This is a genomic window from Pseudomonas koreensis (assembly GCF_012986595.1).
Taxonomy (GTDB): Bacteria; Pseudomonadota; Gammaproteobacteria; order Pseudomonadales; family Pseudomonadaceae; genus Aquipseudomonas; species Aquipseudomonas koreensis.
Map to the genome: position 1 here is coordinate 101,221 of NZ_JAAQYM010000008.1, position 14,577 is coordinate 115,797.

Consider the following 14,577-nt stretch of genomic DNA (forward strand, 5'->3'; position numbering starts at 1 on the left):
CTGCATGGCACTCGGTCAAGTCACCGTCGACAATCTCAATCTGGGCCAGGGGCCGGTGACTGAGATTGAGCGTTACTTTCTTTTCATCGGCCCGGCCGGCAAGAACGTCGGCCAGTTCGTCCCCTTGAACACTGACAGCGATCTGGACGCCACCCTGGGCGTGCCGGCCAGCGACTTGAAAACCCAAATCACCGCCGCCCGCCTCAACGGCGGTCAGCGCTGGGCGTGCGTGGCGGCTCCGATCGCCGCCGAGGGCGACTGGTCCAGCGCACTGGAAAAGGCCCAGCAACAGGGATTTTCCGTCGAGGCTGTGGTTATCACCAAACCTGTCACCGCACCGGCCGAATTGTCGGCGATGCATGACGCCGCAATCTCGCTGAGTAACACCTATGGCCGTCGCGTCTTCGTGATGGCATGCGCTGCCGGCATCACGGCCGACCAGACCTGGGCGCAGTACGTGAGTGAGCGTAAAGCGCTGCTGGCCAACTTGGCGGCGCCGCGTGTCCTGGTCGTTCCACAACTACACGGCAATGACCTGGGCGTTCTCGCTGGTCGCTTGGCAAACGCTTCCGTCAGCATCGCCGACAGTCCCATGCGTGTGGCCACCGGTGCTTTGCAAGGCCTTGGCCCGGTGCCGGTGGACGGCGACAAGATCCCGCTGCCCTCGGCCGTGCGTTCCGAACTGGATCGAGCGCGCTATTCGGTTTCGCAGACCTATCCCGATTATCAGGGCGTGTACTGGGGTGACGGCAACATGCTGGACACCCCCGGCAGTGACTTTCAGGTCGTGGAATACCTGCGCATCACCGACAAGGCCGCTCGCCAGATCCGGGCGCTGCTGATCCGCCGCGTGGCCGATCGCCGCTTGAACAACACGCCCAACAGCATGGCGGTGAACACCAACCAATTGATGGCGCCGCTGCGCGCCATGGCCAAGTCCGTCACGTTCGCTGGCCAGGTATTCCCCGGCGACATCGAGCCGCCGAAAGACGGCGACCTGGTGCTGACCTGGCTGAGCAAAACCAAGGTGGTCGCCTACTTCAAGCTCAAACCCCTCAACTGCCCGAAAGACCTGACGGCGAACATCGCCCTGGATCTTTCCACCGACAAAACGGAGTAACGCCCCATGGCAAAAATTGGCGGCAAGAACTTCGACGTGAGCCTGGGCGACATCGCGCTGCACGTCGAGAACTGCACCCTGGACATCACCGACAACTCGGCCGTGGCCCAAACCCGGGGCGTGCCGGACGGCTATGTGGAAGGCGACGTCGCCGCCGCCGGCGAACTGGAACTGGACAGCACCAACTTTCAACTGCTGATCGACGCGGCACGCTCGGCCGGTAGCTTTCGCGAACTGAAGCCGTTTGATGCGGTGTTCTTCGCCAAAGCAGGCGGTGATGAGGAACTGCGCGTAGAAGCTTTCGGCTGCAAGGTGAAGGTCTCCAGCCTGCTGGCAATCGATCCGAAGGGCGGCGAAAAGACCAAGCACAAGGTGCCGTTCGACGTCACCAGTCCGGATTTCATCCACATCAACGGTGTGCCGTACCTCGCCGCCGCTGAGATTGAAGGTATTCGCTGATGGTGGACTGGTTCGACCGCGCCCAGGAGCTGGAGCAGCGCCAACGTGACCAGGCGATCGAGGCCCAGTTGCTCAAGCCTGTGCCGGTGGGGCCAAGCCTGACCCATTGCCTGGACTGCGACAAAGAGATCCCGCCGGCGCGCCAGGCGCTGGGCGGCAAGACGCGGTGCGTCCCGTGCCAGACGGACTTTGAGAAGAGTAAACGCTGATGACCACTGACGCCGTGCGCCTTGGAGTGCTGGAGCAAAAGTTCGCTGTCTTCGAACACCGGCTGGGCGAGCTGGAAGACCGCCACGAAACCGTCCCGACCCGCGTCACCAAGCTGGAGCAGGGTTTCGAACACATGGCGGGCCAGCTGTCGGAACTCAACGCCGGGCAGCAAACCCTGACGGTCGCGGTGAACGACATCGGCGCCAAAGTCGGCCGCTTGCTGACCATCCTGACGCTGGTTGGCGCCGTGCTGCAGATGGTGGTGCCGGCGCTGCTGCGAGTGTGGTTTCCATGAGCCTGCGCGATCGGATTCAGGCCGGCTTGATCGCGCTGGCCAGCGCTCCGCTGGTGGTCTTTTTGGGCACCTGGGAAGGCAACGGCCAGAACACCGTTTACGCGGACAAGCTCGCCGGTGGCCTGCCTACGGTTTGCAAAGGCATCACCGGGTTTACCAGCCCGTACCCGGTCGTGGTCGGCGACTACTGGCCGCCCGCCAAGTGCGCCGAGGTGGAGCAGTTGGTGATCCGCAAAACGCAGTTGGAGCTGGCCGATTGCATCACCAACCCGAACGTGGGCCAGAACCCCTTCGACGCACTGACCAGTCACGCCCACAACTTCGGCGTGACCAGCACCTGTGCCAGTCGAGCGGTCGCGCTGATCAACGCCGATCGCATTGCCGATGGGTGTAAAGCCTTGGCATGGGCGCCGGATGGCAAGACGCCAGTGTGGGCCTTTGTGACTGACGCCAAGGGCCAGAAACGCTTTGTTCCAGGGCTGCACAACCGCCGGCTGGCCGAGATGGGAGCCTGTCTGAAGTGACCATTTCACCTTTCAAGGCCGCGCTGATCGCGATCCTGATTACCGCACTGGTGCCCATGTATTGGTTTATCCGCGTGGTGGATCAACGCGACGAGGCGCTGGAAGACGTGCGAGGCCTGAACGCTGAGGTGGTCGGCCTGCGCCAAGCGGCCCGCATCAGCGGCGAGATGCTTGCCGAGCGGGACGCGATCGACCAACGGAACACCGAGGAATTGACCGATGCACGCACTGAAAACGAACGCCTGCGCCGCGCTGTTGGCGATGGCACTGGCCGGTTGCACGTCCGCGCCACCTGTCCCGCCTTCGGATCTGTGTCCGCCACGCCCGGCACCGCCCGCGTGGCTGATGCAGGCACCGCCGAACTCGCAGCAGACGCTCGACCGGATTATTTCAGCCTCCGAGATGAACTTGCCCTGACCCGGCAAATGGTTCTCGGACTGCAGCAATACGCCCTTGGCGTGTGCCAACGATCGTCGGCGCACCAGGGCACCACTTTTCCCAACCTCAACGAGAGAAAAAAACCATGAGCCAACAGAACGCTGAAATCACCCTGGAAGTCGGCGAAGCGGAATTCACTTTCAACCTGACCCCGGCTGACGTCACCAAGTATTTCAACGCCCTGACCCAAACCAACAAGGTCGCCCCGGGCAACAACCTGCTGATGACCACCGTGCTGCAGGAACAGAAAGCAGGCCTTAAACCGCTGCTGGTCAACCCGGTGATGGTGATGCAGATCGCCGGCGCGCTGCTGGAGGAGTACGCGCCGAACGTTGAAGTGATCGTAAAAAAGCGCTCGAGCACGCTGAGCGCCTGAGCGAAAACGGCCTGAGCCAGTTAATGGCCCTGACGAACCGCTGGCTACCTGGTGCCGAACCAACGCCCGAGGTGATGGGGACGGCCAGGTGGCTTGAAGACGAATACTGGAGACGCATGGAGTTTGCCGTGGCTAACGGCATCGCCCTTGCGCTGAACGGGTAACGACATTGGCAGACCGTAGCGCCAGCCTGGCTTTCATTCTCAGCTTGCAGGACAAGGTCACCGCGCCCTTGGGCAAGGTGAAAATGGGCTTTTCCGAGCTTGCCGATCAAAGCGAAAAGCACATCAAGACGATCGGCTTAGGCTTTGGAGGTCTGACAGCGGGCGTGGTCGCGATTCGCGAATCCATGGAACCGGCGCTGGAGGTCAACCGCGCCCTGGGCGATGTCCGATCGCTGGGCGTGGCCGAAGACGCGCTGGCGGCGCTGAACAGTAAATCACTGGAGTTCGCGGTGAACTACGGTGAGAACGCCAAGGACTTTGTAGCCTCAGCGTATCTGATCGAGGGCGCCATCAAGGGACTTGCCGGCAACCAGCTCGCGGTCTTCACCAACACCAGCAACCTGCTGGCCAAGGCCACCAAGACCGACGCCGAAACCATGGGCGAATACGTCGGCACGCTCTACAACCTGCAGAAGTCCCAAGCCGATGCCATGGGCAAAGGCGCATGGGTGGAAAAGCTCGGCGGTCAGACGGCGCTGGCTGTTCAGTTGTTCCGTACCAGCGGCGCGGCCATGAAAGACGCTTTCAAGGAGGCCGGTGCGATCGCTACCACCTCCGGCGTCGATTTGGCTGAGCAGATGGCGGTGATCGGCACACTGAGCAGCACCATGGAAGGCGGCGACGCCGGCGGACGCTACAAGGCGTTTTTCGAGAACATCGGCGCCGCCTCGGAAAAGCTTGGCATGAAGTTCACCGACCAACAGGGCAAGGTGCTGCCGATGATGGCCATCCTGGACAAGCTCCAGGGCAAGTTCGGCGACCTGACCAGCGCGTCGGCCGGGGCCAAGCTGATGGAGGCCTTCGGCGGCGAAGGCGCCCAGGTGATCGGCGCGCTGGCCAAGGACACCGATCGGCTGCGCAATGGCATCGAGCAGTTGGGAAAGGTGCGCGGACTGGAGAACGCCGAGCAGATGGCCCGGGCGATGGTCGATCCCTGGCAGCAGTGGGCGTCCCTGGTCGAGGTGATGCGCACGGTGTTCGGTCAGGTGCTGATCCCGGTGTTGTCGCCGTTCATGGCCAAGATGGTGGATATCGGTAAAACCCTCGTGCGCTGGTCGCAGCTGTTCCCGAACATCACCCGCGTGATCGGCATAACTGCGCTGTCGATCATGGGCATCGTTGCCGCCATGTCCGCCTTGACCATGGTGGTGGGCATTGCGCGGATGACCTGGCTGGGCATGCTGACCGTCTGGAAACTCTTCCAATTGATGGGCCTGCGCACTGTCGCGATGTTCATCCTGCAGAAACTGGCAATCCTGGCTTACGTGGCTGTGATCTACACGCTGAGCGCGGGCCTGGCGCTCATTCGCGGCGCCATGTTGCTGTGGCAGGGCGCGATCTGGCTGGTCAACACGGCGCTGTTGGCCAACCCGGTGGTGTGGATCGTGGTCGGGATCGTCGCCCTGATCGCGATCATTGTCGCGGCCGTCTACTACTGGGACGAATGGACGGCGGCACTGATGAACACCGCCGCGTTCCAGTTCGTCGCCGACAAGCTGCAGAAACTGTCCGACTGGTTCAACTCCATGGGGGGCTGGTCGAGCATGGCCAAGGCCGCTTGGGACAGCATCGTCGGCATTTTCACCAAGGCCGTTAACGGCGTGATCGAGCTGCTGAACAGCATCCCGGGCGTGAACATCGAGGCGCGTTTCGGCGGTATGCCCGAAGTGCCCGGCGTCGATGCTGCGACCAACGCCGCCGACACCGCCAACGCCGCGCAGAAAGCCCAGCAGACCATCAACGCGGCAATCCCCAGCCTTTCGCCGGCGCGCCCTTCAGCGGTACCGCCCGGTGGCTTGCTGACCAGCATCCAGAACAACAACAGCAGCCAGAACAAGGGCACGCACGTGGAAAACGTGAACATCCATACCGGTAAAACGATGACACCGCTGGAGATGGAAAACATGGTCGCCATGGCGGTGGGCGGGTGAGCGAGTACGTAGATCTGTGGATCGTCGACAACGACCTGGTGCTGGATCCGTCGCACCAGCCGCTGCTGATCGATGACCGCGCCTGCATCGCCCAGGACATCGCCCACATGATCCGCGACAGCGGGCTGCTGGTCGTGCTGGTGGCCGAGCGCGACCGCCTGCGGCAACGAGACTGCATCCAGCAGCTGGAACTGTTGGTGGAGAACGACAAACGCCTGGTACCGGGGACTGCGCGCATCACTCAACAGGAACCAGGCGTTTACCTGGTGACTGCCAAAACCATCAAATTCGGATCGATTGAGGTAAGTCTGTGAGTCAGGTCGATTTTAAAAAGGTGATCGCTGACGCCGGCATTCCGACCACCGAAGCGGGGCTGAAGGCCGCGTGGGAAAAGGAAGTGGAAGCCCAGGGCGCCAAGGTGGCCAACACCAGCAGCTATTCGCCGTTCTGGCGGGTGATGACCGCGCTGGTGACCAAACCGGTGTTGTGGCTGTTGGACTTTCTGTGTCTGACCGTGCTGCCGAACTTCTTTGTGAAAACAGCGGTAGACGCTTGGCTGGACATGCTCGCGTGGGCGGTCAACGTCGAGCGCAAGGGCGCCACCAAAGCCCGCGGTAAGTTGCTATTCACCCGAGCGGTGCCGGACGGTGTGCTGGAGCTGGAAAAGGGCATTGTGGTGCAGTCGGCCGCAATCAACGGCAATGTCTATCAACTGGTCACCACGACGCCGGCGACGTTTCAACAAGGCCAGCTCCAGCGAGACGTTCCGGTGGAAGCGATCGAGGCCGGCAGCGGCTTCAACCTCGCCCCGGGTTACTACGCGATCCTGCCGGTACCGATTCCCGGCATTGTCCAGGTGGTGAACAAAGACGGCTGGCTGGAATCACCCGGTGCGGATCCTGAGCCTAACGAGCAACTGCGTTTGCGCGTGCGCAACCAGTTCTCGGCGGTAAACCAGTGGCACACAGATGCGGTATATCGCGCCATGATTTCCGCGTTTCCCGGCGTGCGTCCGGACGGCGTTTACTTTGAGCATGGCGCACCACGTGGCCCGGGCAGTGCCAACGCCTATGTGCTGTTTGACGCGGGCGTGCCGGCGGCGACTTACCTGGAGCAAATCAATTCGCACATCCGCGACCAGGGCAACCACGGCCACGGCGATGACCTGCTGGCCATGGTCATGCCGGAGGTGCCGGTGAGTGTGATTATGTCCCTTTGGCTCCAACCGAACCTGAGTACGGAACAGATCAATACGCTGAAAAGTGAGGTCGAGTTGTTCATCCGGGCAGCATTTCGGGAAAGCACCCCGCGTGATTATCAGCCCACGCTGACTTATCCCCAGTCGCGTTTCAGCTTCAGCCGGTTGGCGGAAGAGCTTCACCAACACTTTGACGATATCGCATCGCTTCGATTTGCCCCGGGGGTGGACATCATCAGCGGCCTGAACATCCCGCGCCTGTCCTCGGTGAAGGTGAATCTGCAATGACCAAACTCAAACTGCTGTTCTGGCTTGGCGGTACCGAGCTTTCGAAATTGGTCGCCGCTGCCCAGTCGTGGTGGGAAACCGTCACCGGCTGGCTGCGCTGGCCTTACTCGCAGATCGATCCCGACACCTGCCACATGAGCGTCCTTGAGCTGTGGGCTTGGCAGCGTGACGTCACGCGCTTTCAGGGCGAGCCGGAGTCGCTGTTCCGGCTGCGAGTGAAACACGCCTTCGTCAACTCCGTGGACGCCGGCAGCACCGCCGGTATGAAGCGCATTTTCGAACGCCTCGGCGTGGGTTACGTCGAGATCGAGGAGCGCCAGCCCGATCGGGATTGGGACGTGGTGTTGCTCAAGTTCAGCAACGCCCAGCTGTCGCTGAACCCCGAGCTGCTGCGCGTGCTGATCCAGCAATACGGCCGCACCTGCCGGCGCTACGACTTCGTGACCATCACCCCCGTGGGGCTGCAAATCGCCCTGATCGACTTCAACGACGACCAGCAAACGCTGGTTGCCAGCCTGTAGGAGCGCACCGTGAGCGCCAGTATTACCTTGGCCGGCGAAAGCCAGATTGCCTTGAAGCAAAGCCAGAAAAAGCCGCTGACCGTCACGCGGTTCATTTTTGCCAACGTGCCCGGGCTAAACCCGGAAACGCCAGTAGACCGCGCCGCCGGCAAACCACCTGCAGGCCAGATCGTTCAGGTCTATGACATCCCCGAGCAAAACGCCGGCTTCGTGAACCCCAACCAGGTGGTGTACAGCTGCCAACTCGGGTCGGACATCGGCGACTGGGACTTTAACTGGGTCGGTCTTGAGGACGCTGAAGGCGTGCTGTTCGCCGTGTCCTATGTGCCACTGCAACAGAAGCGCAAGAACATTCCGCCGCAGCAGATCGGCAACAACGTCACCCGCAACTTTCTGGTGGCCTTTGACGGTGCCATGCAACTGACGGGCGTGAAGATCGACGCCAGCACCTGGCAGCATGACTTCACGGTACGCCTTGCCGGCATTGATGAGCGCGAGCGCCTGAGCAATCGCGAGATGTACGGCCGCGCCTGTTTTTTCGGTAAAGCTCTGGCATTCGCAAAGAGCGAAAACGGGTTCCAACTGAATGCCGGTACGGCCTACATCGAAGGCATTCGAGTGTTCATGTCAAAGCCGTGGGCATTCACCGGTGCGATTCCCGAAGGAGTAATCACGCTCGACGTCTGCCTGGAACGTCAGTTGAACGATCAGGTGGCGACTTGGAAAGTCGTCTATGGAGAAACGTCCGATTACACGGACGCGGCCGGCGTTCGCCATTACTGCGTGCCGATCGCCCTTTACATGTCTCCCACGGACTTTTCGGACGCACGTAAACCCGAATCTATCGCCGGGCCACTGATCGAGCACTTTGCAGCGCGTGATGGCGATTACGCGAGCTTGCGCGCCCGGGGTACGACCAAAGAGGACGTTGAACTGGGCAATCTGCCCAACGCCAAGAGCGATGACCCGAAAACCAACAGCAGCGACATTCTTGCCACCACGGCCGCGCTGAACAAACTGCAACAGTTGGTCGACAACTCGATGACCGGAATGGTCGCCGCGTTCGATATGACCAGCGCCCCCCCGGGCTGGCTGAAGTGCAACGGTGCCGCCATCTCGCGAACCACCTACGCCAAGCTTTTCGCGATTATCGGTACCCGCTATGGCGCCGGCGATGGCGTGAACACCTTCAACTTGAGCGACCTGCGAGGCAAATTCATTCGCGCCTGGTCTGACGGCGCCGCCTACGATGCCGGCCGCGTGCTGGGCAGTGACCAGGCTAACCAAAACCGCGCGCATGCTCACGCGGCGTCAACCTCGGCAGCAGGTGAACACCAACACGGCGGACATATCGATGCTGCCGGCTGGCACGGACACTCGGCCTGGACAGCAGCCGCTGGCGAAGGAAACACTCAAATTCTGATGGGCAACCAAGGCATCAACGTCGGCGGGAACGTCGCGGGGTCGGTAATGGGTTCCAGCTCCGGCGGAGCCTTCTGGCGAGAGTTCGGAAGCGCTCACGCTGCACACACCCACGCCGTTGGCATCAACGGTGACGGTGTTCACACACACGGCCTGAACATCTATCCCGCCGGTAACCACATCCACGGCGTCACGGTCGCCGCAGACGGGGGCAATGAGTCCCGTCCGGACAACGTGGCATATCTCGTCTGCATCAAATACTGAGCGCCTGTATGAACCGAAAAGTCGTCTATCAAACCAATTCCTTCGGCCGCTACGTCGGCACGACCGTGGCCGAAGCCTGCCAGCTGGAACCTGACGTTTTTCTGATCCCAGCAGGCTGCGTTGAAATCCCGCCGCCGGAAGAACCTGAACACAAGGCTGCATGCTGGATCGATGGAAAGTGGCAACTGCTGGACTTTTTCCAGGGAGTGACCGCGTACAACATCAAGACCGGGGAACCACTGACGCTGGACGGCTTCGCGCCGATGCCCAGCGGTTACACGCTCAAGCAGCCACAGCCTCACCAGGTCTGGAAAGAAGACCACTGGACCGACGACACTGCCGCGATATTAGCAGCGCTGCACGAGCAGAAAAGACGGGAAATAAACCAGGCGTGCGCCCAGTACACCGAATCCGGGTTCATCTCCCAAGCGCTGGGCTGGCCGTTTCGTTATGACAGTGAGCTGGTCGATCAAATCAATTTGACCGGTTCCATTCTGTCGGGACTGGCCGCTGATATCGCTTGCACAGATATGGAGCAGCACAAGGCTTTCAGGACCCATACCCCCGACCAGTTGCGTGACGTCGGCCAAGACTTGTTCCATTTCAAGCAAACGGCCCAATTGCACGCTGAAACCCTGCGCCAGGCGCTGGCCAAGGCTTTCAACGAGCAAGACAGCAAGGCGATGGACGCAATCAACTGGACGCCGCCCGCATGACCTGGGCACCAGTGACGATGCGCTGGCCGGAGCAGGCCACGCAATGGATGGGAGCACTGTCAGCCGCCAAGGATCTGGCCGGCGGCGAGCTGACCAGCACCGCCCAACGTCTGGCCGGGTTGAATGGCTTGGTTAGCACCAACCCGGGGCCGGTCGGTGATGCGGCAAAAGGTGCGATCGCAGCGGGACGGGATGCCTTGGCCGAACAACTGGGCCAAGTGCCGGCGTGCCTGGTGGTGACGCCATTTCAAAGCGGCATTGGCCAGGGAAAGGGGTATCAGCGCTTTCTGTCCGCACCCAACGCGCTCGAGCACCTGGCCAGCAAGCTGGAGGACGCCACCGACTCGGGACGCCCCTTCGGTCCGCAATACGCCCTGTCGATTCTGTTCCTGGGCACGCGCTTGGAACAGCTGGCCAGCGCTCTGTCGCGGTTCAACGCGCTACTGCCGATTCCCGACCTGGTCCGAACCGAACGCCGGGCACAGCACCTGATGAAACTGGACAGCGAAAAGTGGGAGATCCCCGCCGCCGGGCCACTGCCACGCTGGCAAGGCCTACCGCTGGAACGCTGCACGGTGGTCAAGGCTGCCAAGCAGTCAATGGCCGGCCAACTGGCCGTGTTGGAGGGCTACGCCGCCGACAGTTCACCGTTGGGCGATCTGGGCGCGCTGGCCGCTCGCAAGATTGCACAAAAGCAAGCCCGCGACCAACAGCTGGACGCCCTGAAGGCGCTGCTGGCGGGGGGAAGCCCTGACGTCAGCATGCGGGCGCGGCTGATCGGTCCAGGTAACGCCGGAGAATTGCGCCGCGAGCTACTGGCCGGCGATGCCCCTGGCCACGAGTGGGTTCAGTGTGCCGGCCTGCTGCTGGTCGGCAGCAAAGAAGGGCTGAGCTTTGTCCAGGAACTGGTGGGCCTATGACGCTGTTGCTTGATGGGCAAAAAGTACAGGGGAAGAACCTTAAGGTGACCGCCAACCTGCGGATCGAAAGCGGCGATATGTCCGGCCAAACTAGCAACACCGACAAGGCACATAAGGGATTCAAGCCCAAGACGCTGACCGTGTCGCTGATGATTCCCTTTGTGGATAAAACCCAGCTGACGGATCTGCTACGCATGGCCGAAACCACGGCCAGCGGTGGGCAGCTGCACCTGTACCGGATCGTCAACGACACGGCCGAGGCCTTCGGCGTGCGTCAGGTCGAGTTTTCCGACGGCGTCAGCGCTAGGGAAGCGGACAGCCTGAAAGCCTGGCTGGTGCAATTCACGCTGAGCGAGCGTGAATCGAACCCGGAAAAAGTCGAAGAGCGGCGCGCCGGCAACAAGGTTAACGCGCAAGGCGCCCCGGGTGGCGCAGTGGGAGAGGGTGGCGACGGGGCAGGGGACAAGCCCGAGTTGAGCGGCTTTGAAAAAGTGCTGGGACGTGTGGATAAGTGGCTGGGTGGGAGTGAGCAGAAGTGAAGCTGCACAAGAAGCTGACCATCAATGGCGCACCTGTTCGCCTGGTCAAGGAGGACGTTCGGCTGGACGCCACCAGTCCAGGCCGGGCGAACTTCACCGTTCAATCTGCTGAACCGCTGAAAGGGTTGGTGACACTGGACATCGGCTACAACGACCGCACGCTGCAGCGCCACTTCATTGGCTACGTCGAGCGTTGCACCGCCGCCAATGCCAAAGAGCAGGTGCTGTTCTGCCGTGAGCTGGCTGCTGTCCTGGCCAACCCGTTGCCGTTGAACCTGCGTCATGTCGATCTGCGCGCTGTGCTGGCTGCCATCAGCGAGCAGACGGGCCTGCGCTTTCGCGTTCCCGATCGGCCTTACGCCGGCGTGAAGACGCCGTACTTCTACAGCCTCGCCGCCGGTTACCAGGCGATGGACAGTCTCGCCCGGGTATTCAGCATTCCCGACTTTACCTGGCACCAACTGGCTAACGGTGAAGTGTTCGCCGGCAGTTGGGCCGACAGTTTTTATGGCGCCCGAGCGCCGCTGCAAATCCCCACGGAGCTGTTCGACGGCTACCAGGGCAACCAGAGCGCAATGGTCGCGGCCGTTCCGGGGCTACGACCAGGTGCAACGATCAACGCCGGCGAGCGCGTCACCAGTGTGGCGCTCGCCAATGACCAGATGGCCATCCGATGGAAGACGCAATCCGCCGCGCTGTAGAGCGCCAATTTCCCGAATTGAGCGGCGGTTATCACTTGCCGCGCTTTGGCCGCGTAGTTGCGGTTCCGGATGCGCCGGCGACGCCCGGGCTATGTGACGATTTCCGGCCGCGCTTTGGCGTCGACGTCGAAGTGCTGCTGGCCGATGGCGAGCCTGATCCGGATCTGCCGATCCTCGAAGGGCTGCCATTGCCGGCGCCGATGGGTGGGCAAGAAGCGGGCATGTTTGGCTTTCCGGAGGAGGGCACCACCGTCGTGGTCAGCTTCGCTTACGGGCTGCCCCACAAGCCATTCATCACGCAGATCCTGCCGCACGGTCTGAGCCTGCCCCGGGTGCCGAAGGGCGATCAGGTGTGGCAGCACAGCGAGGCGTGCCAGCAACGCGTCGACGCGGACGGCAACTGGCTTCGGCAAACCGATGGCAAAATCCAAGACAAGGCGATCAAGCGCGAGGTGGAGGCCATGGAGAACACTGAAACCTTCCAGAGCCACACCAGGACGGTCGATGACCATTCAACCGAGTCAGTGGGTGGCATCAAAACGATGGAGGCCCTGGGCGCGCTCAAGCTGCTGTCAGGCGGATCCGCGAGCCTCGCGGCCTTGGACGATCTGCACCAGGCCAGTGGCCGCGACTTTAATTTGGTGGTGGGACAGAAGCACAACGCGACGGTGGGGGGTGATATGCAGGAACGGATTGAGGGTTTGCGTCAGAGCGCGGCGGGAATCAGTCAGCGTATGCAGGCGCCAAAAAATTGGATCGGTTCTGCGGACGTGAATCTGTTCAAGGTAGTTTGCGATGCGCTTGATTTGCTCCAGCAAATGAACATTCAGCTCGCTCTGCATACTCACGGCCCTTCGCCAGTTGCCGGAAATGCGGCCGAGTTTACTATTATGGAAAAAACTTCATTGGCTCTTTCAAGTAAGTTGAAGTCAATCAGTCTCTAGAAGTGTGTATAAAGTTATTGTTTGTAATTGCTAGCGTTTAAGAGCAGCATTTTTTGTACTTTTTTCCTGAGCCGCAGGGGCAGGGATCATTTCGCCTGATGTTTTTATGTGTAGTCGGGTTGGATTTTTTTATTGTTACTCCATTCAATATGTCAAAATTACGCATAATGGCTTGCGCCTGTGCTCGTTCCTCTGAAGTAAGCGGTATTGATGCGTCAAAGGCGATAATTGTCTCTGAGGCTCCATTAGATCCTTGAGTGTCGGCACCAAAAAGAATCAGTTCTTTGGCTCTTGGATACTTATACTGAGTAACCAATGCGTAGAGTTTCATACATGAAAGGCGTTCCTCTCGATAATCTTGGTAGTCTGCGTAGTCATCATTCCAAGGATAGAAGACAAAAACATAAAGCCTTTCCGGTGCGCATAGCGATTCAACTATTCTTGCAGATCTTACTTTTTCTGGTACTAATTCATATTTCTCAAAAAGAGCGTTTGACAAATAAGCTCTGGAAAACATATTTTCTGATGCTAGGAATTGTAAAACCTTTGAGTGTTCAATAAATGGGCGGTCAGCAGCTTCACCTACGTTCGCACTTACAATGGAGTCCGAAAAACGTTCTACGATTTTCCCCCATCCTTGGCCTTGCTTGTTTTGATTGTAGTGAAGGGCGTAATCTATAGTGCCTTTATAGTGTGACCACTCAGTCTCATGAATATTAAAGGGAACTGAAAATTGATCTCCCGGATTTGGAATTGAGCCGTATCCATCGATTTGCCGTTCTTGCAGGTAATATGCAAGTATGTCTTCTTCTCCGCCGGCGTTCACAAGTTTTCGCTTTCGGACAGCTTGTTCCTTCTCGGTTAGATAATTAATAAAGTCACTTGGGGTAGATAGCTCTGTCAACAGAAGATCTATGCCTGTTTCATCTAAAACATGTACAAATGTTTTGGTGGGAGCAACATCATTTACCGAAAAAGGATGTTTTAACACTTCCTCCTCACTGAGAGGGAATGTTGATATCAATGTGCCTGCGCTTCCAGGGGCAAAAGAGTCGAAATATAATTTTGCTGCCTGACCTATACCTCTCGTAACACAAATTAGATGGATTTTTAGGTCTTCTGTTGAAATGTCAAATGGAAAAGGATCCTCGCACTTTTGATTAAGATAAATCCTGTCTGGGTGCTTTCTTATGAATGACTCGGCACCATGAAGCTGTTTTGCAGAGTCTGTAATTGCGCCGCGATACCACCGTTTCCACGCTACATCCAAGGGTCTGTCATTCTGAAAGCGAACCTCTCCTTTATCCGAAAATAGAATCAGCGTGTTATTGAAATATACTGTCAAGTCGGCGACCTCTTTACCTCCATCTACGTTTCGATAAAGACTTGGATAGCTCCACAAGCTGAAAAATGTCCGAGTTGCAACCTTTGTTAGAATTCGCTCGCTTTCATTTACGCTTGCTTCTTTGATGATCGGCTTCAGCATG

General features: G+C 59.5%; 19 protein-coding genes. 18 read left to right on the top strand and 1 reads right to left on the bottom strand.

Annotation, left to right across the window (positions count from 1 at the left end; all coding sequences use genetic code 11):
- Positions 1 to 4 precede the first annotated feature (4 nt).
- Genes HBN98_RS23735 through HBN98_RS23815 form a run of 18 tightly spaced genes read left to right on the top strand, consistent with a single transcriptional unit; the run spans position 5 to position 13,090 of the window.
- Entirely contained in the window at positions 5 to 1,120 is a 1,116-nt protein-coding gene (locus HBN98_RS23735; RefSeq protein WP_083368426.1) for a DUF2586 domain-containing protein, read from the top strand.
- Positions 1,121 to 1,126: 6 nt separating this feature from the next.
- Positions 1,127 to 1,579, top strand: coding sequence for a phage protein (locus HBN98_RS23740; RefSeq protein WP_083368427.1), 453 nt, complete (start codon positions 1,127 to 1,129; stop codon positions 1,577 to 1,579).
- Positions 1,579 to 1,788: a TraR/DksA family transcriptional regulator gene (locus tag HBN98_RS23745; protein ID WP_083368428.1), complete on the top strand. Its 210-nt coding sequence runs from the start codon at positions 1,579 to 1,581 to the stop codon at positions 1,786 to 1,788. Before HBN98_RS23740 ends, HBN98_RS23745 begins: the two co-directional genes overlap by 1 nt.
- The gene (locus HBN98_RS23750; RefSeq protein WP_083368429.1) at positions 1,788 to 2,084 is read left to right on the top strand and encodes a hypothetical protein; all 297 of its coding nucleotides are present in this window, start codon (positions 1,788 to 1,790) and stop codon (positions 2,082 to 2,084) included. The genes HBN98_RS23745 and HBN98_RS23750 overlap by 1 nt, the downstream gene beginning before the upstream one ends.
- Positions 2,081 to 2,608 carry a lysozyme gene (locus HBN98_RS23755; RefSeq protein WP_083368430.1) on the top strand — a complete coding sequence of 176 codons (528 nt, stop codon included), beginning with the start codon at positions 2,081 to 2,083 and terminating at the stop codon, positions 2,606 to 2,608. The genes HBN98_RS23750 and HBN98_RS23755 overlap by 4 nt, the downstream gene beginning before the upstream one ends.
- Positions 2,605 to 3,135 carry a lysis protein gene (locus HBN98_RS23760; RefSeq protein ID WP_083368431.1) on the top strand — a complete coding sequence of 177 codons (531 nt, stop codon included), beginning with the start codon at positions 2,605 to 2,607 and terminating at the stop codon, positions 3,133 to 3,135. The genes HBN98_RS23755 and HBN98_RS23760 overlap by 4 nt, the downstream gene beginning before the upstream one ends.
- Complete coding sequence (locus HBN98_RS23765) at positions 3,132 to 3,422, top strand: putative phage tail assembly chaperone (RefSeq protein WP_083368432.1); 291 nt, start codon at positions 3,132 to 3,134, stop codon at positions 3,420 to 3,422. Before HBN98_RS23760 ends, HBN98_RS23765 begins: the two co-directional genes overlap by 4 nt.
- Before the next feature lie 23 nt (positions 3,423 to 3,445).
- Positions 3,446 to 3,586, top strand: coding sequence for a DUF6890 family protein (locus tag HBN98_RS28330; protein WP_151101683.1), 141 nt, complete (start codon positions 3,446 to 3,448; stop codon positions 3,584 to 3,586).
- A gap of 5 nt (positions 3,587 to 3,591) precedes the next feature.
- Positions 3,592 to 5,577 carry a phage tail tape measure protein gene (locus tag HBN98_RS23770; protein ID WP_083368433.1) on the top strand — a complete coding sequence of 662 codons (1,986 nt, stop codon included), beginning with the start codon at positions 3,592 to 3,594 and terminating at the stop codon, positions 5,575 to 5,577.
- Positions 5,574 to 5,891 (top strand): DUF2590 family protein, encoded by a 318-nt coding sequence (locus HBN98_RS23775; RefSeq protein ID WP_083368434.1) that lies wholly within the window; start codon positions 5,574 to 5,576, stop codon positions 5,889 to 5,891. The genes HBN98_RS23770 and HBN98_RS23775 overlap by 4 nt, the downstream gene beginning before the upstream one ends.
- Entirely contained in the window at positions 5,888 to 7,063 is a 1,176-nt protein-coding gene (locus tag HBN98_RS23780; RefSeq protein ID WP_083368435.1) for a baseplate J/gp47 family protein, read from the top strand. The genes HBN98_RS23775 and HBN98_RS23780 overlap by 4 nt, the downstream gene beginning before the upstream one ends.
- Positions 7,060 to 7,584: a phage tail protein gene (locus HBN98_RS23785; protein WP_083368436.1), complete on the top strand. Its 525-nt coding sequence runs from the start codon at positions 7,060 to 7,062 to the stop codon at positions 7,582 to 7,584. Before HBN98_RS23780 ends, HBN98_RS23785 begins: the two co-directional genes overlap by 4 nt.
- A 9-nt stretch (positions 7,585 to 7,593) precedes the next feature.
- Positions 7,594 to 9,270 (top strand): phage tail-collar fiber domain-containing protein, encoded by a 1,677-nt coding sequence (locus HBN98_RS23790; protein WP_083368437.1) that lies wholly within the window; start codon positions 7,594 to 7,596, stop codon positions 9,268 to 9,270.
- Between the two features lie 8 nt (positions 9,271 to 9,278).
- Positions 9,279 to 9,986, top strand: coding sequence for a DUF4376 domain-containing protein (locus tag HBN98_RS23795; RefSeq protein ID WP_083368438.1), 708 nt, complete (start codon positions 9,279 to 9,281; stop codon positions 9,984 to 9,986).
- Positions 9,983 to 10,906, top strand: coding sequence for a hypothetical protein (locus HBN98_RS23800; protein WP_083368439.1), 924 nt, complete (start codon positions 9,983 to 9,985; stop codon positions 10,904 to 10,906). The genes HBN98_RS23795 and HBN98_RS23800 overlap by 4 nt, the downstream gene beginning before the upstream one ends.
- Entirely contained in the window at positions 10,903 to 11,445 is a 543-nt protein-coding gene (locus tag HBN98_RS23805; RefSeq protein WP_083368440.1) for a baseplate complex protein, read from the top strand. The genes HBN98_RS23800 and HBN98_RS23805 overlap by 4 nt, the downstream gene beginning before the upstream one ends.
- A complete protein-coding gene (locus HBN98_RS23810; RefSeq protein ID WP_083368441.1) occupies positions 11,442 to 12,146 on the top strand; it encodes a hypothetical protein in 705 nt (234 codons plus the stop codon). Before HBN98_RS23805 ends, HBN98_RS23810 begins: the two co-directional genes overlap by 4 nt.
- Positions 12,119 to 13,090 (top strand): hypothetical protein, encoded by a 972-nt coding sequence (locus HBN98_RS23815; RefSeq protein WP_083368442.1) that lies wholly within the window; start codon positions 12,119 to 12,121, stop codon positions 13,088 to 13,090. The genes HBN98_RS23810 and HBN98_RS23815 overlap by 28 nt, the downstream gene beginning before the upstream one ends.
- A 37-nt stretch (positions 13,091 to 13,127) precedes the next feature.
- Here HBN98_RS23815 and HBN98_RS23820 read toward each other — a convergent pair whose 3' ends face one another.
- Positions 13,128 to 14,576 carry an SEC-C metal-binding domain-containing protein gene (locus HBN98_RS23820; RefSeq protein ID WP_083368443.1) on the bottom strand — a complete coding sequence of 483 codons (1,449 nt, stop codon included), beginning with the start codon at positions 14,574 to 14,576 and terminating at the stop codon, positions 13,128 to 13,130.
- Position 14,577 lies beyond the last annotated feature (1 nt).

What these genes read in the sequence shown, in the direction of transcription:
- HBN98_RS23785 (WP_083368436.1), top strand. Translation starts at nt 7,060, where the DNA reads ATGACCAAACTCAAACTGCTGTTCTGGCTTGGCGGTACCGAGCTTTCG.
- HBN98_RS23750 (WP_083368429.1), top strand. Translation starts at nt 1,788, where the DNA reads ATGACCACTGACGCCGTGCGCCTTGGAGTGCTGGAGCAAAAGTTCGCT.
- HBN98_RS28330 (WP_151101683.1), top strand. Translation starts at nt 3,446, where the DNA reads ATGGCCCTGACGAACCGCTGGCTACCTGGTGCCGAACCAACGCCCGAG.
- HBN98_RS23745 (WP_083368428.1), top strand. Translation starts at nt 1,579, where the DNA reads ATGGTGGACTGGTTCGACCGCGCCCAGGAGCTGGAGCAGCGCCAACGT.
- HBN98_RS23765 (WP_083368432.1), top strand. Translation starts at nt 3,132, where the DNA reads ATGAGCCAACAGAACGCTGAAATCACCCTGGAAGTCGGCGAAGCGGAA.
- HBN98_RS23740 (WP_083368427.1), top strand. Translation starts at nt 1,127, where the DNA reads ATGGCAAAAATTGGCGGCAAGAACTTCGACGTGAGCCTGGGCGACATC.
- HBN98_RS23805 (WP_083368440.1), top strand. Translation starts at nt 10,903, where the DNA reads ATGACGCTGTTGCTTGATGGGCAAAAAGTACAGGGGAAGAACCTTAAG.
- HBN98_RS23755 (WP_083368430.1), top strand. Translation starts at nt 2,081, where the DNA reads ATGAGCCTGCGCGATCGGATTCAGGCCGGCTTGATCGCGCTGGCCAGC.
- HBN98_RS23815 (WP_083368442.1), top strand. Translation starts at nt 12,119, where the DNA reads ATGGAAGACGCAATCCGCCGCGCTGTAGAGCGCCAATTTCCCGAATTG.
- HBN98_RS23795 (WP_083368438.1), top strand. Translation starts at nt 9,279, where the DNA reads ATGAACCGAAAAGTCGTCTATCAAACCAATTCCTTCGGCCGCTACGTC.
- HBN98_RS23735 (WP_083368426.1), top strand. Translation starts at nt 5, where the DNA reads ATGGCACTCGGTCAAGTCACCGTCGACAATCTCAATCTGGGCCAGGGG.
- HBN98_RS23820 (WP_083368443.1), bottom strand. Translation starts at nt 14,576, where the DNA reads ATGCTGAAGCCGATCATCAAAGAAGCAAGCGTAAATGAAAGCGAGCGA.
- HBN98_RS23800 (WP_083368439.1), top strand. Translation starts at nt 9,983, where the DNA reads ATGACCTGGGCACCAGTGACGATGCGCTGGCCGGAGCAGGCCACGCAA.